Annotated in this window: 20 protein-coding genes; 10 read left to right on the top strand and 10 right to left on the bottom strand. The window is 71.6% G+C overall.

Features of this window, described 5'->3' with window-relative positions; all coding sequences use genetic code 11:
• Positions 1-102 precede the first annotated feature (102 nt).
• Together ACZ5WG_RS08020 and ACZ5WG_RS08015 are read right to left on the bottom strand one after the other, a co-directional pair.
• On the bottom strand, positions 103-1659 hold the full coding sequence (locus ACZ5WG_RS08020) for a M28 family metallopeptidase (protein WP_468721532.1): 1557 nt from the start codon (positions 1657-1659) through the stop codon (positions 103-105).
• A gap of 201 nt (positions 1660-1860) precedes the next feature.
• A complete protein-coding gene (locus tag ACZ5WG_RS08015; protein ID WP_468721530.1) occupies positions 1861-2982 on the bottom strand; it encodes a DUF5937 family protein in 1122 nt (373 codons plus the stop codon).
• Between the two features lie 108 nt (positions 2983-3090).
• Here ACZ5WG_RS08015 and ACZ5WG_RS08010 point away from each other — a divergent pair, with 108 nt between their 5' ends.
• Positions 3091-3300: a hypothetical protein gene (locus ACZ5WG_RS08010; RefSeq protein WP_468721528.1), complete on the top strand. Its 210-nt coding sequence runs from the start codon at positions 3091-3093 to the stop codon at positions 3298-3300.
• 10 nt (positions 3301-3310) lie between these two features.
• Here ACZ5WG_RS08010 and ACZ5WG_RS08005 read toward each other — a convergent pair whose 3' ends face one another.
• The 6 genes from ACZ5WG_RS08005 to ACZ5WG_RS07980 all read right to left on the bottom strand — a co-directional run bounded on the left by ACZ5WG_RS08005 (position 3311) and on the right by ACZ5WG_RS07980 (position 9633).
• Positions 3311-4048: a GntR family transcriptional regulator gene (locus ACZ5WG_RS08005; protein WP_468721527.1), complete on the bottom strand. Its 738-nt coding sequence runs from the start codon at positions 4046-4048 to the stop codon at positions 3311-3313.
• 141 nt (positions 4049-4189) lie between these two features.
• On the bottom strand, positions 4190-4999 hold the full coding sequence (locus ACZ5WG_RS08000) for a type III pantothenate kinase (protein WP_229337411.1): 810 nt from the start codon (positions 4997-4999) through the stop codon (positions 4190-4192).
• A complete protein-coding gene (gene nadC / locus ACZ5WG_RS07995) occupies positions 4999-5997 on the bottom strand; it encodes a carboxylating nicotinate-nucleotide diphosphorylase (protein WP_389412918.1) in 999 nt (332 codons plus the stop codon). Before nadC ends, ACZ5WG_RS08000 begins: the two co-directional genes overlap by 1 nt.
• Positions 5994-7727, bottom strand: coding sequence for an L-aspartate oxidase (locus ACZ5WG_RS07990; protein ID WP_468721525.1), 1734 nt, complete (start codon positions 7725-7727; stop codon positions 5994-5996). The genes nadC and ACZ5WG_RS07990 overlap by 4 nt, the downstream gene beginning before the upstream one ends.
• The gene (panC, locus tag ACZ5WG_RS07985; RefSeq protein ID WP_468721523.1) at positions 7724-8731 is read right to left on the bottom strand and encodes a pantoate--beta-alanine ligase; all 1008 of its coding nucleotides are present in this window, start codon (positions 8729-8731) and stop codon (positions 7724-7726) included. Before panC ends, ACZ5WG_RS07990 begins: the two co-directional genes overlap by 4 nt.
• Positions 8728-9633 (bottom strand): Rossmann-like and DUF2520 domain-containing protein, encoded by a 906-nt coding sequence (locus ACZ5WG_RS07980; protein ID WP_468721521.1) that lies wholly within the window; start codon positions 9631-9633, stop codon positions 8728-8730. The genes panC and ACZ5WG_RS07980 overlap by 4 nt, the downstream gene beginning before the upstream one ends.
• A gap of 98 nt (positions 9634-9731) precedes the next feature.
• Between ACZ5WG_RS07980 and ACZ5WG_RS07975 the strand changes: the two genes are divergently transcribed.
• From ACZ5WG_RS07975 to ACZ5WG_RS07945, 7 genes are all read left to right on the top strand, one after another.
• Positions 9732-10853, top strand: coding sequence for a threonine aldolase family protein (locus tag ACZ5WG_RS07975; RefSeq protein WP_468721520.1), 1122 nt, complete (start codon positions 9732-9734; stop codon positions 10851-10853).
• Between the two features lie 137 nt (positions 10854-10990).
• Positions 10991-11176, top strand: coding sequence for a DUF397 domain-containing protein (locus ACZ5WG_RS07970; protein WP_468721519.1), 186 nt, complete (start codon positions 10991-10993; stop codon positions 11174-11176).
• A 96-nt stretch (positions 11177-11272) separates the two neighbouring features.
• The gene (locus ACZ5WG_RS07965) at positions 11273-11905 is read left to right on the top strand and encodes a hypothetical protein (RefSeq protein ID WP_468722254.1); all 633 of its coding nucleotides are present in this window, start codon (positions 11273-11275) and stop codon (positions 11903-11905) included.
• A gap of 13 nt (positions 11906-11918) precedes the next feature.
• Positions 11919-12092, top strand: coding sequence for a hypothetical protein (locus ACZ5WG_RS07960; RefSeq protein ID WP_030300685.1), 174 nt, complete (start codon positions 11919-11921; stop codon positions 12090-12092).
• Between the two features lie 126 nt (positions 12093-12218).
• Entirely contained in the window at positions 12219-12734 is a 516-nt protein-coding gene (locus tag ACZ5WG_RS07955; protein ID WP_468721517.1) for a BlaI/MecI/CopY family transcriptional regulator, read from the top strand.
• A gap of 9 nt (positions 12735-12743) precedes the next feature.
• On the top strand, positions 12744-13274 hold the full coding sequence (locus tag ACZ5WG_RS07950) for an amino-acid N-acetyltransferase (RefSeq protein ID WP_468721515.1): 531 nt from the start codon (positions 12744-12746) through the stop codon (positions 13272-13274).
• A gap of 165 nt (positions 13275-13439) precedes the next feature.
• Positions 13440-13775 (top strand): histone-like nucleoid-structuring protein Lsr2, encoded by a 336-nt coding sequence (locus ACZ5WG_RS07945; RefSeq protein ID WP_266626838.1) that lies wholly within the window; start codon positions 13440-13442, stop codon positions 13773-13775.
• Here the strand turns inward: ACZ5WG_RS07945 and ACZ5WG_RS07940 are convergent.
• Entirely contained in the window at positions 13757-14401 is a 645-nt protein-coding gene (locus ACZ5WG_RS07940; protein WP_468721513.1) for an SCO3374 family protein, read from the bottom strand. The genes ACZ5WG_RS07945 and ACZ5WG_RS07940 overlap by 19 nt on opposite strands.
• 451 nt (positions 14402-14852) lie before the next feature.
• On the opposite strand from ACZ5WG_RS07940, the gene ACZ5WG_RS07935 reads away from it, so the two are divergent.
• Both ACZ5WG_RS07935 and ACZ5WG_RS07930 read left to right on the top strand, forming a co-directional pair.
• Positions 14853-17378 carry an ATP-dependent Clp protease ATP-binding subunit gene (locus ACZ5WG_RS07935; protein ID WP_468721511.1) on the top strand — a complete coding sequence of 842 codons (2526 nt, stop codon included), beginning with the start codon at positions 14853-14855 and terminating at the stop codon, positions 17376-17378.
• 359 nt (positions 17379-17737) lie between these two features.
• Positions 17738-18352 carry a M23 family metallopeptidase gene (locus ACZ5WG_RS07930; RefSeq protein WP_468721509.1) on the top strand — a complete coding sequence of 205 codons (615 nt, stop codon included), beginning with the start codon at positions 17738-17740 and terminating at the stop codon, positions 18350-18352.
• Between the two features lie 43 nt (positions 18353-18395).
• Here the strand turns inward: ACZ5WG_RS07930 and ACZ5WG_RS07925 are convergent, their stop codons facing one another.
• Entirely contained in the window at positions 18396-19718 is a 1323-nt protein-coding gene (locus tag ACZ5WG_RS07925; RefSeq protein ID WP_468721508.1) for a LamG-like jellyroll fold domain-containing protein, read from the bottom strand.
• Positions 19719-19755 lie beyond the last annotated feature (37 nt).

Below are 19755 nucleotides of genomic sequence, written 5' to 3'. Positions count from 1 at the left end.
CGGGTCCTCGAACGCCGGACGGGCCGGAATTGCCGCTGCGCGGCAAAATCCGGCCCCGCCGGCGTTCGAGGCGCGGGGTCTGGGGCCGGAGCCCCGGAAGACCTACTCGGTGGCCTCGTGGTCGTGGCCCGGGCGGAGGCCACCGCCCGTGCTGCCACCGGTGGTCGGCGCCCCGGCGACCGGCCTCGACAGCGGGGCCAGGTCGAACGCGTAGTGGCCGACCGCGTTCGCGATCACGTCCACGTTGATGTCCAGCGCCTTCTGGTCGATGTTCGTGATGTCGTCGCCCTTGCCGTGGTAGTTCACGTCGTACGCGACACCCGCCTGACCGCCGAACTTCGCCGCCTGTGCCGCCGTCTTGATCCCCTCGGCGCCGGTGTCCGTGCCACCGGACGGGATGCCCGCCTCGATGAACGGGCCGTAGTCCGAGCGGCCCGTGAAGTCCGAGCCCTCGTGCGGGATCTTCTGCGCGTCGAGGAAGTCGGTGATGCCCTTCTCCAGCTGCGCCGAGCCCTCGGGCCCCGGGCCCGAGCCGACCTTGTCCGAGTCGTCGCCGTCGTACACGAAGTACGCGGCGTTCGGCGAGGCGATCATGTCGAAGTTCAAGTACAGCTTGATCTGCTTCTTCTGCGCGTCCGTCAGACCGCCGACGTACGCCTCGGAGCCGAGCAGGCCGAACTCCTCCGCCGACCACCAGGCGAACTTGACCTTGTTCTTGATCTTGTTCTGGCTGCTCGCGAGGCGCTGCGCGACCTGCAGGATGCCGGCCGAGCCGGACCCGTTGTCGTTGATGCCGGGGCCCGCCGCGACCGAGTCGAGGTGCGCGCCGAGGAAGACGGTGTTGTTCTCGTCGCCGCCCTGCGTCTCCGCGATGACGTTGTACGTCTTGCGGTTCTCCCGGAACTCGCGGATGTCGAGGGTGACCTCGACCGGGCCGGCCGCGGCCTCGGCGGCGAGCCGCTCGCCCTCGGCCCGGGTGACGCCGCCGGTCGGTACCTTGCCCGCGTCCGGCGCGCCCAGGGTGCCGTTGAGGGAGCCCTCGGTGTTGTTGTAGATGATCGCGCCGACCGCGCCGGCCGCCGCCGCGTTGGCCTGCTTGGCCGCGAAGGTGCAGCCGCCGCGCTTGACCAGCGCGATCTTGCCCGTGAAGGCGCCCGCGGCGAAGTCGCCCGGCTCGCAGCCGTTCGTACCGTCCGAGTCCACCGGGGCGACGGCGATCTGCGCCTTCACCCCGCCCTCCGGGCCGCTCGCCGTGTACGTCATCAGCTTGATCGGGACGTCGCGCTCGCGCCCCGCGCCGTCGACCTTCAGCGTCTCGGCGATCGTCTCGACGTACACGAACTCGAACTCGTTCTTCGAGACCTTGTAGCCGGCCGCCCGCATCACGGCCTCGACGTACTGGGCGGACTGCACGTGGCCCTTGGAGCCGGCCACGCGGGTGCCCTTGTTGTAGTCGGCGATGGCCTGGAAGACCTTCAGGTGGTTGTTGGCGCCTTTGCCGGTCGAGTCCTTGACCAGCTTCCTGGCCAGTGCGTCGCCCCGTGCGGCATCGCTCTGCGGGCTGCCGGTGGCACCGGCCGGCCCGGCGAGCACCAGCGGGGAGACGAGGGCCGCGGCTGCCAGGGCGGCGGTTGCTGCGGCTATACGGCGTGAGGGCATGAAGGTCCTTCCACGACAAATGCGAGCAGACAGACGGAAGCGGTGCGCGGTACGTGGGGTGAGCGGTGGACGCACGGTATAGACCAGGTGGCCGATCTGGCCAGAGTTTTCGCTGTTTCCGGTTGATGAATTCCGCATATCGGTGACTCTGCGCCGTCGAAATCCGGCCACCGTCCGCCCTGTTGTGCCGCGGGGGAGCCGTCAGCGCAGGATGCCCTCGATGAACTCCGAGCCGATCCGGGCGACCTTGCCCAGATCCAACTGGTGCTGGACGTACCGTCCTTGGCGCCAGGTGTGCAGCAGGCCCGCCTTCTTCAGCGCCGACAGGTGCCGCGACACCTCCGGTGCCGTGATCCCGTGCACGGTCGCCAGCTCGCTCGTCGTGTACGGGGCCCGGGCCAGACTCCGGCACAGCATCATCCGCATCGGATGGGCCAGCGCCTCCATCCGCCGCTGGAGCAACTCCACCGAGCCCGGCTCGGGCAGTTCGGGGGAGCGGAGCGGGTAGTGGACCACCGGCATCCAGCCGGGCGCGTGCAGCACCAGCAGATGCGGCCAGCCGAAGTTCGTCGGCACGAAGACCAGGCCGGGGCCTATCCCCGGGTCGGTCGCGGTCGCCGAGCCGTGGACCATCTTGTCCACGGTGATGGTGGTGGCGGCCTCGTCGACGCTCAGCGCCGTCGACACCTCGTTCAGCGTCGCCGCCAGCCCCTTGCGGCGCAGCACCTCGGTCTTGTGCCGGGCATCGGCGCTCTGCTGAGGCTCTATCCGCCGCCAGGTCTCCGCGAAGAACGCCTCGTCGCAGTCCTCCAGGAGCCGCCGCAGCCACACCCGTACGGACGCGGTGTCGTCCAGCAGCCGCAGCGAGAAGTCCAGCTGGCGCGGACCGCGCGCGGCGGCCGTCTCCAGCGCCTTGGCCCGGGCCTGCGGGTTCTTCAGCGGGGAGGGCCCGCCGCCCTCGTTGTACAGCGCCAGCCAGCAGTGCTCCAGGGCGGCCATCACGAACCGCTCGTCGTCCATCCGGTCGAGTACGTCGAGCTCCTCGGCCAGGGTCGCGGCGGGCAGCCCGCTGCCGCCGGGGATGCCCGCGAAGGCCATGAAGATGTCGGAGAAGGAGCTGCGCCACATGAAATCGCCCTCCAGCAGCCGGTCCGCGAGGCAGGGCTCGAGCGCGGCCGCGGTGGCGGTGGTCCACGAAGCCAGGCCGGGGTGGTGGGCGGGCTGCGACAGGGCGTGCAGCGTCATGCAGAGCTCGGAGAGCGGAGAGGGCGCGAAGCGGATGCGCTCCGCGGGGAGCCCGGCGATGTCGATGGTGACGCTCATCGGCCCATTCTCACCTGCCGGACCCCTGTGACCTGGACTGACACGGGTCAATTGACGCGGAGCGTCAATCGTCGTGCGGGGTGGCCCCAGCAGGTCCAGGGTGGAGGCATGACAGCGATCGAGCAGTACCTCATCGATACCTACCGGGCTTCCCAGCACGGTGTCCCGATGCCCCCGCCGCCGGGCCGCGACGACGTCGCCGTCCTGCGGGCGGCCCGGACGTACGCCCAGTTCCAGGCCGTCCTCGACGGCCGGGCGGCCCGCCACCCCTGGTGGGCCGCGCTGCGCCGGCTGGCCCACGTACCCGGGCGCACGTGATGCGGACCGGTCAGCGGTCCCCGGGGTGGAAGTCGATCTCGTACGCGATCTCGGAGCGGCGGTCGGCGACCACGATGTCGGCGGTCTCCACCGCCCGGCCGTCCGTCGCGTAGTACGTCCGCTCGATCTCGGTGATCAGGTCGCCGACGCTGATGCCGAGCAGATTGGCCTGCCGCTGGTTCGCCCGCGCCGGGCGGGGGACCTCCAGCGAAGAGGCGACCAGCACGCCGATCGAGCGCATCCGCTCGATGACCCCGGCGCCCTTGAACGGGCCCGCCTCCGGCAGCACTACCGGAGTGCCGTTCGTGACCGCCATCGGCTCCCAGGACTCGCAGATCTCCACGGGCCTGCCCTCGGACAGGAACTCGTACGTGGTGAGCACGCACGGGTCGCCCGGCGGGACGGCGAGGCGCTCCGCGATCCGCTCCGGTGCCGGCGTACGGGCCGCGGAATGCGACTCCCAGGTCACGCCCGCGCCGCCGAGCCCGGCCAGCCGGCGCCGCCGGGAGCGCACTATGCGCAGCCGCTCGCGCGGCTCGCACCGGTACGTGCCCGAGCCGGCGCGGCCTTCCAGGAGCCCCTCGATGATCAGCAGCTCCAGCGCGCGCTGCGTGACGCTCTGCCCGACCGCGTACTCCTCGGCGAACCGGGACCGCGACGGCAGCTTGGCGCCGACGGGCCACTCCTCGGCGCGGATCCGCGTGCGCAGCGCGTCGGCCACCTTCAAGTACGCCGTGTCCCGGGCCATATGAGCCGTCCTGTACCTGTCGACGAGTTGGGCCCAAGCTAATTCATCAGGTCGAACCCGAGTCTTCAGAACGGCGATGAGTGAAAGGGAGCGCTGCGGCGCCGCCCGCCGGGGAACCCGGGCGGGCGGCGCGCCGCAGCCTCAGTCGAAGTTCGGCGCGTTGCGTTCGTAGACCAGGCGCAGCCCGATCAGCGTCAGCCACGGCTCGTGGTCGTCGATGACCGAGGACTCGCCGAGGACCATCGGCGCCAGGCCGCCCGTGGCGATCACGCGGACGTCGCTCGGGTCGCCGTGCGGGCCGGCCAGCTCCTTGGCCATCCGCGTGACGACCCCGTCGACCTGGCCTGCGAATCCGTAGACCACGCCCGACTGCATGGCCTCGACCGTGGACTTGCCGATCACGTTGCGCGGCCGCGCCAGCTCGATCTTGCGGAGCTGGGCGCCCCGTACGCCGAGGGCCTCCATCGAGATCTCGATGCCCGGGGAGATCACCCCGCCCACGTACTCGCCCTTCGCGGAGACCGCGTCGAACGTGGTCGCCGTACCGAAGTCGACGACGATCGCCGGGCCGCCGTAGAGCTCGACGGCGGCGACCGCGTTGATGATGCGGTCCGCGCCGACCTCCTTGGGGTTGTCCATCAGGATCGGCACGCCCGTCTTGATGCCGGGCTCGACCAGCACCGCGGGGACGTCGCCGTAGTAGCGGCGGGTCACCTCGCGGAGCTCGTGCAGCACCGACGGCACCGTCGAGCAGATCGCGATGCCGTGGATGCCGTCACCCAGCTCGCTGCCGAGCATCGGATGCATGCCCATCAGGCCCTGCATCAGGACGGCCATCTCGTCGGCCGTGCGGCGCGGGTCGGTGGAGATGCGCCAGTGCTCGACGATCTCGTCGCCGTCGAACAGGCCGAGCACGGTGTGGGTGTTGCCGACGTCGATGGTCAGCAGCATTACCGCTCCTCGCGCAGGTCCAGGCCGATGTCCAGGATCGGGGACGAGTGCGTGAGCCCGCCGACCGCGAGGTAGTCCACGCCCGTCTCCGCGTACGTACGGGCGTTGGCCATCGTCAGGCGGCCCGAAGACTCCAGCACCGCGCGGCCGTGGACCAGCGCGACGGCCTCCTCGGTCTCGATCGGCGTGAAGTTGTCGAGCAGGATCAGGTCCGCGCCCGCGTCCAGGGCCTCGCGCACCTGCTGGAGGGTGTCCACCTCGACCTCGATCGGCAGGTCGGGGAACTGCTCGCGGACGGCCTTGAACGCCTCCGAGACACCGCCCGCCGCGATCACGTGGTTGTCCTTGACCAGCGCCGCGTCCGACAGCGACATCCGGTGGTTGACGCCGCCGCCGCAGCGCACCGCGTACTTCTCCAGGGAGCGCAGGCCCGGCGTGGTCTTGCGGGTGTCGCGGACCTTCGCCTTGGTGCCCTCCAGCTCGTCGGCCCACGTGCGGGTCGCCGTCGCGATGCCCGACATCAGGCACAGCAGGTTCAGCGCGCTGCGCTCGCCGGTGAGCAGGTCCCGGGTGCGGGCCTTGACCGTCAGCAGCACCTGGCCGGGCTGCACGCGGTCGCCGTCCTCGACGTGCCGCTCGACCTCGAACTCGTCCTCGCAGACCACCGAGAGGACGGCCTCGGCGACGCGCAGGCCGGCGACCGTGCCCGCCTCGCGGGCGGTGAAGTCGGCGTGCGCGACGGCGTCCTCGGGGACGGTGGCCACCGTGGTCACGTCGACCCCGCCGTCCAGGTCCTCGGAGATCGCCATGTGGGCGATGTCCTCGACCTCGATCGGGTCCAGGCCGGCGTCGGCCAGCAGCTGGGCCAGCGCCGGGTCCAGGCCGCTCTCCTCGCCGTCGCCGCAGCCGCAGTCGTCGCCGCAGCCGCCCGCGGACTCGTCGAGGAGCGGCAGCTCCGCGTGCTCGTGCTCGTGGTCGTGCTGTTCGGGGGTGCTCACGATGACTGCTCCTGGCTCAAAGGGTGCTGTACGGACGGAAAGCCCGCGGAGTCGGTGGGGGTGACGACCAGCGCCCGCTTCTCGGCGGCGGACAGCCGGACGACGAGGTGACGGCGCCAGACGGCGTCGTCCCGGTCGGGGTGGTCCTCGCGCCAGTGGCAGCCGCGGGTCTCGTCGCGGCGCCGGGCGGCGGCGACCAGTACCCGGGCCACGCACAGCAGGTTCGTGGCCTCCCAGGTCTCGGTCCCGGGCACGGCGGTCTTGCCGTCGTTCTCCAGCGCCGTCAGCGCCGTCGCGTAGAGGTTCTCGAGGGCGGCGGCCGCCGTGCGCAGGGACTCGGCGGAGCGGAGCACGCCCGCGCCCTGCGTCATGATGCGCTGGATCTCGTACCGCGCCTCGGCGGGCTGCAGCGGGCCGGTCGCGGGAACCGGGATGCCCGGGCCGTTGCCGGCGGGCGCGCCCGCGACGATGTCGTCGGCGATGCGTTCGGCGAAGACCAGGCCCTCCAGCAGGGAGTTGGAGGCAAGCCGGTTCGCGCCGTGCACGCCGGTGCACGCCACCTCGCCGCACGCGTACAGGCCGGGGACGGTGGTACGGCCGTGCAGGTCGGTCCGTACGCCGCCGGAGGCGTAGTGCGCGGCGGGCGCGACCGGGATGGGCTCGGTCACCGGGTCGATGCCGTGCGCGCGGCAGGCGGCGAGGATGGTCGGGAAGCGCTGCTCCCACATCTGCGCGCCGAAGTGCCGGGCGTCCAGGTACATGTGCTGCGCGCCCTGCTCCTGCATGCGGCGCGTGATGCCCTTGGCGACGATGTCGCGCGGGGCCAGCTCGGCCAGCTCGTGCTGTCCGACCATGAAGCGGACGCCGTCGCCGTCGACCAGGTACGCGCCCTCGCCGCGGACCGCCTCCGACACCAGGGGCTGCTGGCCCTCGGCGTCCGGGCCCAGGAAGAGCACGGTCGGGTGGAACTGGACGAACTCCAGGTCGGAGACCTCGGCCCCGGCCCGCAGGGCGAGCGCCACCCCGTCGCCGGTGGACACCGACGGGTTGGTGGTGGCCGAGAAGACCTGGCCCATGCCGCCGGTCGCCAGGATCACGGCGGGCGCGTGGACGGCGCCGACGCCGTCGTGCTGGCCCTCGCCCATGACGTGCAGGGTGACACCGGCCGTACGGCCCTGCGCGTCCTGCAGCAGGTCCAGCACGAGGGCGTTCTCGACGGTCTCGATGCCGGCCGCATGGACGGCCTCGACCAGCGCCCGGGAGATCTCGGCGCCGGTGGCGTCGCCGCCCGCGTGCGCGATCCGGCGGCGGTGGTGGCCGCCCTCGCGAGTCAGCTCTATCTCACCGGTCTCGGCGGAGGTGTCGAAGACGGCCCCGGTGGCGATGAGGCGGCGCACGGCGTCCGGTCCCTCGGTGACGAGGAGCCGTACGGCGGCCTCGTCGCACAGCCCGGCACCCGCGACCAGCGTGTCGTCCAGGTGCTGCTCGGGGGTGTCGCCGTCGCCGAGCGCCGCGGCGATCCCGCCCTGCGCCCAGCGGGTGGAGCCGTCGTCGAGCCGGGCCTTGGTGACCACGACCGTACGGCGGCCCGCGGCGGCGCAGCGCAGTGCGGCGGTCAGGCCGGCGACGCCGGAGCCGACGACCACGACGTCGGCGTCGACGGCCCAGCCGGGGGCGGGGGCGTGCAGCCGTATGCCGGTACCGGCGGTGCCTGTGCCTGGGGTGCTCACGTGTGTGCTCCGAACTCCAATGGGATGTTGTCGATCAGCCGGGTCGTCCCCACCTTCGCGGCGACGGCCAGCACGGCCTGCCCGGTGAAGTCGGAGCCGACATCGGTGAAGTCCTGCGGATCCACCAGCGCCAGATAGTCCAGCAGCAGTGGCGGGTCGTGCCGGCCCGCCTCCTCCAGGACGTGCCGGGCGGCGGCCCGTACGGCCTCCGGCAGGCCGGTGCCGGCGGCGGACGCGGCGGACACGGCGTGCGCGTCGGCGGAGGCCCGGATCTCACCGAGCCGGGCCAGGGCGGTGGCCCGCTCGTCGCTGGCCGGGGAGGCCTCGGCGCGGGCGCGCAGCGCGGCCTGCGCGGCGAGCCGGTCCTGCCCGGCGAACAGGGCGCGCGACAGGGCCAGGGCGGTACGGCGCTCCTGCGCGGAGAGGTACCGGTTGCGGGACGACAGCGCGAGCCCGTCCTCCTCGCGGACGGTCGGTACGCCGACCACCTCGACGGGGAAGTTCAGGTCGGTGACCATCCGCCGGATCAGGGCGAGTTGCTGCGCGTCCTTCTGGCCGAAGAGGGCCAGGTCCGGCCGGGTGAGGTGGAGCAGCTTGGCGACGACGGTGAGCATGCCGTCGAAGTGGCCGGGCCGGGTGGCCCCTTCGAGGCACTCGCCCATCGGGCCGGCGCTGACGCGCACCTGGGGGTCGCCGCCGGGGTAGACCTCGTCGACGGCCGGGGCGAACACCGCGTCGGCGCCGGCCTCCCGGGCGATCTCCAGGTCGGCGTCGAGGGTGCGGGGGTAGCGGTCGAGGTCCTCGTTCGCCCCGAACTGCAGCGGGTTCACGAAAACGGTGACCACGACCTGGCCCTGGGGCCCGGCCTGTTCGCGGGCCGTGCGGATCAGGGTGGCGTGGCCCTCGTGGAGGGCGCCCATGGTCATCACGACGGCGCGGGGGCCGTCTGCGGTGCGCGGGAGCTCGTGCAGCTCCTCGGCGGTGTGCAGCAGCAGCTCGGTCACTGGTCCCCACCCTCGGGATCGGCGAGTACGCCGAGCAGGTCCTCGGCGAGTTCGGGCTTGAGGAGGCCGTGCGCGAGGGCCCGGTCGGCGGTGGTGCGGGCCATCGCCAGGTAGCCGGCGACCGAGGCCGGGGCGTGCCTGCGCAGCTCCGAGATGTGCGCGGCGACCGTGCCGGCGTCGCCGCGGGCCACCGGGCCGGTCAGGGCGGCGTCACCCGAGCGCAGGGCGTTGTCGAGGGCCGCGCCGAGGAGCGGGCCGAGCATCCGGTCGGGGTGCTCGACCCCGGCCTTGTGCAGCAGCTCCATGGCCTGGGCGACCAGCGTGACCAGGTGGTTCGCGCCGAGGGCGAGGGCCGCGTGGTAGAGCGGACGGTTCTCCTCCGCGATCCACTCGGGCTCCCCGCCCATCTCGATCACCAGCGCCTCGGCCGCGAGCCGCAGCTCCTCGGGGGCCGTGACGCCGAACGAGCAGCCGGCGAGCCGCTGGACGTCGACCTCGGTGCCGGTGAAGGTCATCGCGGGGTGCAGGGCCAGCGGGAGCGCGCCCGCGCGGCGGGCCGGGTCCAGCACGGCGGTCCCGTACCGCCCGGAGGTGTGCACGAGGAGCTGGCCGGGACGGACCGCGCCGGTCTCGGCGAGTCCGTCGACGAGCGACGGCAGCGCGTCGTCGGGCACGGTCAGCAGCACCAGGTCGGCCAGCTCCAGCACCTGCGCGGGAGGTACGAGCGGCACGTCGGGCAGCATCCGCTCGGCGCGGCGGCGGGAGGCGTCGGAGACGCCGGACACGGCGACCGGCCGGTGTCCGGCCTGCTGGAGCGCGCGGGCCAGTGCGGGGCCGACCCGGCCTGCGCCGACGACGCCGACGGTGAGCCGGGCGGGGCGCGGTTGCTGGGATGAGTTCACGCGGGGAGGGCCTTCCGTTCCAGTCCGCGGGGGGTACCGGACGATACGCCGCCATGCTAGCCCCTGGGCGTGTTGGCCGGTCGGCGATGATCAGGGGCATGACTGGTGACGACGATCTGACGAAGAGGCTGGTGGCGGCGGGACGCGGGGCCGAGCGGATGCTCTCCCGCAGCCTGCGCGAGGCGACGGTCGGTGAGCTGCTGTCCGGTCTGGCGGCGCCGGATCCCGACGAGCCGGCCGACCTGTACGGGGACGGCGTGGTGACCCGGCTCGAGCAGCGGGTCGCAGAGCTGCTCGGCACCGAGGACGCGGCGTTCTTCCCGTCGGGGACGATGGCCCAGCAGATCGCGCTGCGCTGCTGGGCGGGGCGGACCGGGAACCCGGTGGTCGCGCTGCACCCGATGAGCCATCCGGAGCTGTGGGAGGGCGGTGCGCTGTCGCTGGTCTCCGGCCTGCGGACGGTGCACCCGACGAAGGACCCGCGCCAGCCGACGGCCGAGGAGGTCGCGGACCTGCCCGAGCCCTTCGGCACGCTGATGCTGGAGCTCCCGCTGCGCGACGCGGGCTTCCTGCTCCCCACCTGGGAGGAGCTGGAGGCGCTGGTCGACGCGGCCCGCGAGCGGGACGCGGTGGTGCACTTCGACGGGGCCCGGCTGTGGGAGTCGACGGTGCACTTCGGGCGGCCGCTGCCGGAGATCGCGGGGCTCGCGGACTCGGTGTACGTGTCCTTCTACAAGTCCCTGGGCGGCCTGAGCGGCGCGGCCCTGGCGGGCTCCTCCGCGCTGATCTCGGAGGCGAAGGTCTGGCGCCACCGGTACGGGGGCCAGATCTTCCGCCAGTTCCCGCAGGCACTGTCGGCGCTGGCCGGCCTGGACCGGGAGCTCCCGCGCCTCCCGTCGTACGTGGCCCAGGCGCGCGTGGTCGCGGCGGCGCTGGGGCCCGCGCTGGAGTCGGCCGGGGTCCCCTGGTTCCGGATCAACCCGGAGATCCCGCACACGCACCAGTTCCAGGTGTGGCTGCCGTACGAGGCGGACCGCCTGACGGAGGCGGGGGTCCGCCTGGCGGAGGACACGGGCACGGTCCTCTTCCGCAGGTGGTCCCCGACGGTGGTCCCGGGCGTCTCGGCGACGGAGCTGGAGATCACCTCCCCGGGCCTCACCTGGACCCCGCAGGACGTGAACGGGGCGGTCGAGGCCTTCACGGCCCGCCTCGCCCCCTGACGGATCCGGCGCCGCCCGGCGGGTGGCCAATGCAACGACGATGTACCGAATTCCGCCGAAGTCGTCGGTGCCGGGCGTCCGCGGAGTTAACGTCCCTCCACGGGAAGCAAGGAGCCGTCCCCCGGAGGAGAGACACCATGACCGCTCACCCCGCCTGGCAGAAGTCCACGTACTGCGGCGAAGGAGACACCTGCGTCTACGTCTCGGCGGCCCCCGGCCACCTCGTCCGCGTGGCCGACCGGGCCGACCCGGCGCATCTGATTCTGGCCACGACCCAGTCCGCGTGGGCCGACTTCCTGGACGCCGTCAAAGCGGACGGGTAGGCGGTCGGCGCGCCCGGAATCGCGCCGCTCAGGGGATTTTGTCCGATTAGCGCGTATCTTCGGCCCATGCCCACGCCCTACGGATCCCGCGGCGGCATGGCGTTCAGCGCCGCCGAGCTGCACGTGCTCAGGCGAACGCTCGCCCACGCCCTCCAGTCCTCCACGGCCCCCCTGACGACCTCCGAGGTCCAGGACTGCCTGCGCCTGGCGCAGTCGGTGGACGACGCGGTCCAGGAGGCGGGTCGGCTCAGAGAGTTCCTCCTCGCCGACCTCGTCCGCTACCGCGGCGCCCTGCCCGGGAGCCTCTCCGGGTACCTGGAGCTGCTCCAGGACGCCCTGGCCGCGGGCTACGAGCCCGCACCGGACGACCTCGCGGCCCTGCGCGCCCTGCGGGCCAACCCGGTCGCGGCGGCGCTGCTGGAGCGCTGCCAGGGCGTCGCCGAGCGCTCCGTACGGCGGCGGCTCTCGATCACGCCGGCCCCCCGGACCCGGCTGCTGGCCCTGGCCGGCGGCAGGGGCGCCAGGGGCGCCGGCGAGGCCGAGGACGGCAAGGGCGGCAAGGACGGCAAGGAGGAGCCCGCCCGGCCCGCACCGGCCCCCAAGGAGCCGCCGCACCCCGAGCGGCCCGCCGAACGTCCGTCCGAGCGGCCCATCCCGACCCCCGGCGAGGTGTTCCCGCCGCGCCGCAAGCCCACCCCGCCCCCGGCGGCCGGGCTCGCCGCCGGGTAGCTACGCTGGGGGCATGGACTACGTTTCCGCGCTCGTGCCCCCCGTAGTGATGGCCGGCTTCTTCATCGCCCTCGTCGTGACGATCGTGAAGAGCCAGGGCGGCGCCAACAAGGCCAAGGAAGACGCGGCGGTCGACGCCGTGATCGCCCGCGCCGAGGCCGCCCGGCAGTCCCAGCCCGGGAAGTAGCGCCACGTCCGGCCGGGCGGCCGGACGGGCAGGGCGTACGGCTTCGAGAGCCGTACGCCCGATTTTGTTGAGCGTTGCGTTCCGAATGGCCGGGCAATTCCACACATTCCGCACTATCGTGCTGTTGTGCCTCGCCCCCTGGGAGAACTCGAAGACGCGGTCATGACGCGGGTGTGGCAGTGGAACCGCCCGGTCACTGTTCGTGAAGTCCTGGAAGACCTCCAGCAGGAACGGTCCATCGCGTACACCACCGTCATGACGGTTATGGACAATCTCCATCAGAAGGGCTGGGTCCGCCGGGAAGCCGAAGGCCGCGCCTATCGATATACCGCGGTCTCCACCCGCGCCGCCTACTCGGCCGCACTGATGAACGAAGCCTGGTCGACGAGCGACAACCCCGCGGCCGCTCTCGTGGCCTTCTTCGGCATGATGTCCGCGGAACAGCGCGACGCCCTCCGGGACGCCTTCCGCATCGTGGGGTACGACGACGGGTCGGCCGCCGAACCGGCTGCGGAGCCGGCGGCCGGGGCGACCACCGGGCCTGCGGCGGAGCCCCCCGCCGGAGCCCCCGCCGCGGCAGCCCCCGAAGTCCCTGCCGCCGAAGGGGACTCCGCCGGGCGCGGGACCGAGTCGGGGCGATAGCGTCCGGGCATGGGTGAGTTTTCCGCTGCACAGGCAAAAACAGTGACGATCCGCCGTGCCCGCACCGGCGATGTTCCCGCGCTGCGGCGCCTGCTCGACCAGTACGTGCAGCAGCGGATCCTCCTCGACAAAGCCCCGGTCGTCCTTTACGAGGACATCCAGGAGTTCTGGGTCGCGGAACGCGACTCCGACGACCAGGTGGTGGGCTGCGGCGCTCTCCACGTCATGTGGGAAGACCTCGCCGAAGTACGCACTCTTGCGGTCGACCGCGAGTTGAAGGGCGCCGGAGTCGGCCATCAGCTGCTCGGGCAGTTGTTGGACACCGCCCGCGCGCTGGGCGTCCGGAAGGTTTTCTGCCTGACCTTCGAAGTGGACTTCTTCGCGAAGCACGGCTTCGTCGAGATCGGCGAGACCCCGGTCGAGACGGATGTCTACATGGAGCTCCTGCGTTCCTATGACGAGGGCGTCGCCGAGTTCCTCGGTCTCGAACGAGTGAAGCCGAACACCTTGGGCAACAGCCGGATGCTTCTGCACCTCTGAACGATCACGGCGGCTTTTCCCGTGCTCCGCGCACCTGTGGCCTATGTCCGAATCGCGCACGTTTCCCGCCGCGTTGCGGTCTCGAACCTCTCCCCGGGGGTTTGTGTTTTCCAGAGAAAAGCGGTTTCCTTTCCGCGTACTGCTTTTCGATGAAAGGAAATCCCGGTGGCACAGAAGGTTCAGGTCCTTCTTGTCGACGACCTCGACGGTGGCGAGGCGGACGAGACCGTGACGTTCGCTCTGGATGGCAAGACCTACGAGATCGACCTCACCACCGCCAACGCGGAGAAGCTGCGCTCCGCGCTTGCCGACTACGTCAAGGGCGCCCGCCGCACCGGTGGCCGCGCTTCCGGCGGCCGCGCCAAGACGCGGACGGCCGCGACGTCCGGCAACCCGGACACCGCCGAGATCCGCGCGTGGGCCAAGGCCCAGGGCATGAGCGTCAACGACCGCGGGCGCGTCCCGCAGGAGATCCGCGAGGCCTACGAGAACCGGGCCTGACCCGTCAGGGTCTGACCCGGCCGGCCCGCGCAGGGTCCGGCCGCGGCGCTCCTCGGGGGCGTACGCCGCCACAGGCGCGCCCGGTGGCATTCCGTCGCCGCCGCGGCGACCAGGCGTACGAGATCGGGCCCGGCACCACCGTGCCGGGGACCGGCACCCTGCCCGGGGCCGGGCAGGGACGGCAGCAATGCCTCACACCCCTGCTCGGGGGGTCGCAGCCACACGGCGGCCCCCCGGGGACTTCCCTCCGGGCGTCCCGGGGGAACCGGAGCCGTGATCCGGCCCCCGGCACCCAGGGCGGTGAGATCGAGGCCGACTCCGCCCCACTCCAGCCAGTCGAGCAGACCCTCCAGCTCGTCTGCGCTCCCCGCGGCCACCAGGAACCGCATCCTGCGCCCCGTGAGCGCCACCGGACCCGTGGCGACCGGCCTGCGCAGCAGCTCCGCCCCCGCATCGGCCGGAAGCTCCAGGACGTCGAACCGGTCCCCGGTGACCAGCTGGGCGGGCGGCCCGCCCGCGACGGGCCAGCCGAGCACCTCCTCGTACCAGGACGCATACGCGTCCCAGGGTGAATCCGTGGGTGAATCCTCGGGCGCGACGCGGGGCGGCGGAACGGTGACGGCCATGCCCGGAGCAACTCCGAAGGCGCTCCGGAGTTACGCAGCGCGCCGGTCTCATTGCGGAACGTAAACATCCGGCGGGGTGGAGTCCCACATTCGGGACGCAATCGTGTTCGCCCGTAGCGGAGGGAACCGGTGCCACGGGCATGGAGTGTCGGTCCTTACGGGTAAGACATTCCTAGTGGATCGGGGCGACACGCTGTTTTGGGCAGCTTCCGTTCGCCATCGGCGTACACGTGTGACGGGTATCTGCCTGGCCTGCGGGAACATCGTCTCGCACCATCGGGTTGGAGCAGTTGTCGGCAGTTGAAGCCGGTTTTCCCCACTGACGTGGGGGTGAGCCGCGGACGGATGTCGGCAGTTGGAATGAGCTGTCCCGCCCCGCGGGACTAGCATGCGGAAGGACAGGGCGGGGACCGACCCCGAACTGCCCGACCGCTCTGAGGAGCGATAAACGATGTTCGAGAGGTTCACCGACCGCGCGCGGCGGGTTGTCGTCCTGGCTCAGGAAGAAGCCCGGATGCTCAACCACAACTACATCGGCACCGAGCACATCCTCCTGGGCTTGATCCACGAGGGTGAGGGTGTCGCCGCTAAGGCCCTGGAGAGCCTCGGGATTTCGCTCGAGGCTGTTCGCCAGCAGGTTGAGGAGATCATCGGTCAGGGGCAGCAGGCCCCGTCCGGCCACATCCCCTTCACTCCGCGGGCGAAGAAGGTCCTGGAGCTTTCGCTCCGAGAGGCCCTCCAGCTCGGCCACAACTACATCGGCACCGAGCACATCCTGCTCGGCCTCATTCGCGAGGGCGAGGGCGTCGCCGCCCAGGTCCTGGTGAAGCTGGGCGCCGATCTCAACCGAGTCCGGCAGCAGGTCATCCAGCTGCTCTCCGGCTACTCCGGCGGAGGCAAGGAGTCGGCCACGGCCGGCGGCCCGGCCGAGGGCACCCCCTCGACCTCCCTCGTCCTGGACCAGTTCGGCCGCAATCTCACGCAGGCCGCCCGCGAATCCAAGCTCGACCCGGTCATCGGGCGCGAGAAGGAGATCGAGCGGGTCATGCAGGTCCTGTCCCGCCGTACCAAGAACAACCCGGTCCTCATCGGCGAGCCCGGCGTCGGCAAGACCGCCGTCGTCGAGGGCCTGGCCCAGGCGATCGTCAAGGGCGAGGTGCCCGAGACCCTCAAGGACAAGCACCTCTACACCCTGGACCTCGGCGCCCTGGTCGCGGGCTCCCGCTACCGCGGTGACTTCGAGGAGCGCCTGAAGAAGGTGCTCAAGGAGATCCGCACCCGCGGCGACATCATCCTGTTCATCGACGAGCTCCACACCCTCGTGGGTGCGGGTGCCGCCGAGGGCGCGATCGACGCCGCCAGCATCCTCAAGCCCATGCTGGCCCGTGGTGAGCTCCAGACCATCGGTGCCACGACGCTGGACGAGTACCGCAAGCACCTCGAGAAGGACGCGGCCCTCGAGCGCCGCTTCCAGCCGATCCAGGTGGCGGAGCCTTCCCTCCCCCACACGATCGAGATCCTCAAGGGGCTGCGCGACCGCTACGAGGCCCACCACCGCGTCTCCATCACGGACGAGGCCCTCGTCCAGGCGGCGACGCTGGCGGACCGGTACATCTCGGACCGCTTCCTGCCGGACAAGGCGATCGACCTGATCGACGAGGCCGGCTCCCGGATGCGCATCCGCCGGATGACCGCGCCGCCGGACCTCCGCGAGTTCGACGAGAAGATCGCGGGCGTGCGCCGCGACAAGGAGTCGGCCATCGACTCCCAGGACTTCGAGAAGGCGGCTTCTCTCCGTGACAAGGAGAAGCAGCTGCTGGCGGCGAAGGCCAAGCGCGAGAAGGAATGGAAGGCCGGCGACATGGACGTCGTCGCCGAGGTCGACGGCGAGCTCATCGCCGAGGTCCTCGCGACCGCGACCGGCATTCCCGTCTTCAAGCTCACCGAGGAGGAGTCCTCGCGTCTGCTCCGCATGGAGGACGAGCTCCACAAGCGGGTCATCGGCCAGAAGGACGCCATCAAGGCGCTCTCCCAGGCGATCCGCCGTACCCGTGCGGGTCTGAAGGACCCGAAGCGCCCGGGTGGCTCGTTCATCTTCGCCGGTCCGTCCGGTGTCGGTAAGACCGAGCTCTCCAAGACGCTCGCCGAATTCCTCTTCGGCGACGAGGACGCGCTGATCTCCCTCGACATGTCGGAGTTCAGCGAGAAGCACACGGTTTCCCGCCTCTTCGGTTCGCCCCCCGGCTACGTGGGCTACGAAGAGGGCGGCCAGCTCACCGAGAAGGTGCGCCGCAAGCCGTTCTCCGTCGTCCTCTTCGACGAGGTCGAGAAGGCCCACCCGGATATCTTCAATTCCCTTCTCCAGATCCTGGAGGACGGTCGCCTGACCGACTCCCAGGGCCGGGTCGTGGACTTCAAGAACACGGTCATCATCATGACGACCAACCTGGGTACGCGGGACATCTCGAAGGGCTTCAACCTCGGCTTCGCCGCCGTGGGCGACGTCAAGACCGGTTACGACCGGATGAAGGCGAAGGTCAACGAAGAGCTCAAGCAGCACTTCCGGCCCGAGTTCCTGAACCGTGTCGACGACACGGTCGTCTTCCACCAGCTCTCGCAGGAAGACATCATCCAGATCGTCGACCTGATGATCGCCAAGGTCGACGAGCGCCTGAAGGACCGCGACATGGGCATCGAGCTGAGCGGCGACGCGAAGCTCCTGCTCGCCAAGCGGGGCTACGACCCGATCCTGGGCGCCCGCCCGCTGCGCCGCACCATCCAGCGCGAGATCGAGGACATCCTGTCGGAGAAGATCCTCTTCGGCGAGCTGCGTCCCGGCCACATCGTGGTCGTGGGCAAGGAGGGTGACGGCGAAGAAGCCAAGTTCACCTTCCGCGGCGAGGAGAAGTCGGCTCTGCCGGACCTCCCCCCGATCGAGGCCTCGGGCTCCGGCCCGGACCTGAGCAAGGGCGCGTAAGCACCGGCTGCACGAGGGGCGGCCCCGGAACCGAAAGGTTCCGGGGCCGCCCCTTTTCCGCTGCCTCGGAGGCCCCGCGCCGGTGACAAGCCGCACAGGGCAAAACGGACCTACTAGGACGTCTCGTAGGTGGAATGTCCATTTTGCCCCGACCTACCCCTGCCCTCGGCCCAGCAGTGACGCGGTCAACCGGCTGCGTCACACCTCCCGGGCCTACGAGCCCCGGTAGTAATCGGGACGTTTGGGGATGCGGAGGGACACGGGTTACCAAGGATGGGCAAGCCCGGCATCCGCTTCCCAGCGTGCCGGGTGACTTCATGCCCCAAGCGTCCTTGTCCCCGGCCCGGAGGTCTCCTTACATGTTCGCGAAGCGCGTCAGCACCCGTCGTACCCGTCTCGCCATCGGCGCCACCGCCCTCGGCGCGGCCCTGGCTCTCGGGGCCGGGACGACCGCCGCCTTCGCCGACACGGCCCCGCAGACCGCCCTGACCGGGACCGCCGAGCTGGTCGCCGCCCAGGCCGCCGCCCAGTCCTCCGTGGCCGCCGCGAAGACCGCCGCCTGGCAGAAGCCGGTCTCCAGCTACACGCTCTCCGCGACCTTCGGCAAGGGCGGCAGCATGTGGTCCCACAAGCACTCGGGCCAGGACTTCGCCTGCCCCGTCGGCACCCCGGTCAAGGCCGCCTCCGCGGGCGTCGTCGTCAAGGCCGGCCCGAACGGCGGCGGCGACGGTCCGGCGTACGGCAACGCCATCGTGATCAAGCACGCGAACAACACGTACTCGCAGTACGCGCACCTCTCGAAGATCCAGGTCCGGATCGGCCAGAAGGTCTCCAAGGGCACGCAGGTCGCGCTGTCCGGCAACACCGGCAACTCGAGCGGCCCGCACCTCCACTTCGAGATCCGGACCACCCCGAACTACGGCTCGGCCGTGAACCCGGTCGCGTTCCTGCGCAACGCCGGCGTCACCGTCTGACCCGTCCCACCCGTTCGTGCCGCCCGCCCCGGGCCGCAGCCCGTCAGTACAGGAGCCAGGAGCCCGTCGGCTTCGCCGCCGCGTCGACCCTGCCCGGCTTGAGGGTGTCGATCTGGGCGGGCGAGAGCACCGCGTCGTAGGTCTGCACGGTCTCCATGGCCCCGCTCCACGGCGCGGTCCACTTGTCCTCGTGGCGCGAGCGCGCCAGCTGCAGCGGGCCCTGCGCCTGGAAGACGCCGGGGACGGGGGCCTCGCCGGTCTTCTTGCCGTTGACGTAGAGGGCGATCTGCTTGCGCTCGGCGTCGTAGGTCCCGGTCAGGGTGGAGAAGGTCTTCTCCATCTTGGGGCTCTCGCCGGTCACGGTCACCGCGGTCGCCTCAGCGCCCTGGTCGCCCGTCTGGACGCGGAAGACCCAGGTCGGCTTGCCGTTCACCTGGTCCAGCCCCAGCTCGAACGAGAAGGACTTCTCGTTGCCCTGGCTGACGGCGATCTGGCGGCCCTTCGGGGCGCGGTTCCAGACGTGCGCCGAGACGGTGAAGCTCTTGGACGTGTCCACGACGCGCTTCGCGGACTCGGCGTACGAGTTCTCGTTGCCCTTCGTCCGGATCTCGAAGCGCTTCTCGATCGGGAAGACCCCGGCGTCCGGGCCCATCTTCAGCGGGGCCTTTCCGCTGCGGTCCCGGATCTGCGTCGGGTCGTCCTTGACGGTCGGGGTGTTGTCGACCGGGGTCTTGCTCTTCGACCCGCTGGGGGAGGGCGAGGCCGGGGCGGACGTGGGCGGCGTGTCGTCCTTCGCCTCGTTCTCGCCCTTGTCGTCGCCGCCCAGCAGCAGGAACGTTCCACCGCCGGCGAGCAGCGCCAGTACGGTCACCGCGGCGCCGATCATCCACAGCCGCTTCTTGCGCTTCTCGGCCGCCGAGCGGTCGGCCATGGCCTCCCAGTCCGGCTGGTCCGACTGCGGCGCGAACGGCCCGGGGAGCCCGGGGCCCGGAGCACCGGCCGCGGCCGGCCCGCCCATGTCCGGAAGCCCCTGGGCCCACTGCTGGGGCGCGGCGGCCGGGGCCGGAGCCTGCTGCTGGTACGGGCCGGGCTGAGCGCCGGGCTGAGCGCCGGGCTGAGCGCCGGGCTGAGCGCCGGGCTGAGCTCCCGGCTGAGGGCCCGCCTGCGGGTAGCCGTAGCCGCCGCCGTCCGCGGGCGCGCCCGGCGGCGGGCCGAAGCTGCCGCCGGGCGCACCCGGCGCCGGGGTGCCGGGCGGGTAGCCGTAGCCGGCCGCGGAGGCCGGCGGGACCGGCGGGAACCCGTAGCCCCCGTTCCCGGGGGCGGGCTCGGGCTGCGGGTTGCTGGGGGGATTCGTACCGTCGGTCATGCCACGGATGCTAAAACACCGGTCCGCACAGCTGTAC

Source organism: Streptomyces sp. NPDC032745, from assembly GCF_055579465.1.
This window is presented reverse-complemented; position numbering and strand designations above follow the sequence as displayed.

Excerpts from the sequence above, each read along its gene's own strand:
- ACZ5WG_RS07925 (WP_468721508.1), bottom strand. The coding sequence starts at position 19,718 with ATGACCGACGGTACGAATCCCCCCAGCAACCCGCAGCCCGAGCCCGCC.
- ACZ5WG_RS07965 (WP_468722254.1), top strand. The coding sequence starts at position 11,273 with ATGGCGTTCAGCGCCGCCGAGCTGCACGTGCTCAGGCGAACGCTCGCC.
- ACZ5WG_RS08020 (WP_468721532.1), bottom strand. The coding sequence starts at position 1,659 with ATGCCCTCACGCCGTATAGCCGCAGCAACCGCCGCCCTGGCAGCCGCG.
- ACZ5WG_RS08010 (WP_468721528.1), top strand. The coding sequence starts at position 3,091 with ATGACAGCGATCGAGCAGTACCTCATCGATACCTACCGGGCTTCCCAG.
- ACZ5WG_RS08005 (WP_468721527.1), bottom strand. The coding sequence starts at position 4,048 with ATGGCCCGGGACACGGCGTACTTGAAGGTGGCCGACGCGCTGCGCACG.
- ACZ5WG_RS08000 (WP_229337411.1), bottom strand. The coding sequence starts at position 4,999 with ATGCTGCTGACCATCGACGTCGGCAACACCCACACCGTGCTCGGCCTG.
- ACZ5WG_RS07975 (WP_468721520.1), top strand. The coding sequence starts at position 9,732 with ATGACTGGTGACGACGATCTGACGAAGAGGCTGGTGGCGGCGGGACGC.
- ACZ5WG_RS07930 (WP_468721509.1), top strand. The coding sequence starts at position 17,738 with ATGTTCGCGAAGCGCGTCAGCACCCGTCGTACCCGTCTCGCCATCGGC.
- ACZ5WG_RS07950 (WP_468721515.1), top strand. The coding sequence starts at position 12,744 with ATGGGTGAGTTTTCCGCTGCACAGGCAAAAACAGTGACGATCCGCCGT.
- ACZ5WG_RS07935 (WP_468721511.1), top strand. The coding sequence starts at position 14,853 with ATGTTCGAGAGGTTCACCGACCGCGCGCGGCGGGTTGTCGTCCTGGCT.
- ACZ5WG_RS07960 (WP_030300685.1), top strand. The coding sequence starts at position 11,919 with ATGGACTACGTTTCCGCGCTCGTGCCCCCCGTAGTGATGGCCGGCTTC.
- ACZ5WG_RS08015 (WP_468721530.1), bottom strand. The coding sequence starts at position 2,982 with ATGAGCGTCACCATCGACATCGCCGGGCTCCCCGCGGAGCGCATCCGC.
- ACZ5WG_RS07940 (WP_468721513.1), bottom strand. The coding sequence starts at position 14,401 with ATGGCCGTCACCGTTCCGCCGCCCCGCGTCGCGCCCGAGGATTCACCC.
- ACZ5WG_RS07970 (WP_468721519.1), top strand. The coding sequence starts at position 10,991 with ATGACCGCTCACCCCGCCTGGCAGAAGTCCACGTACTGCGGCGAAGGA.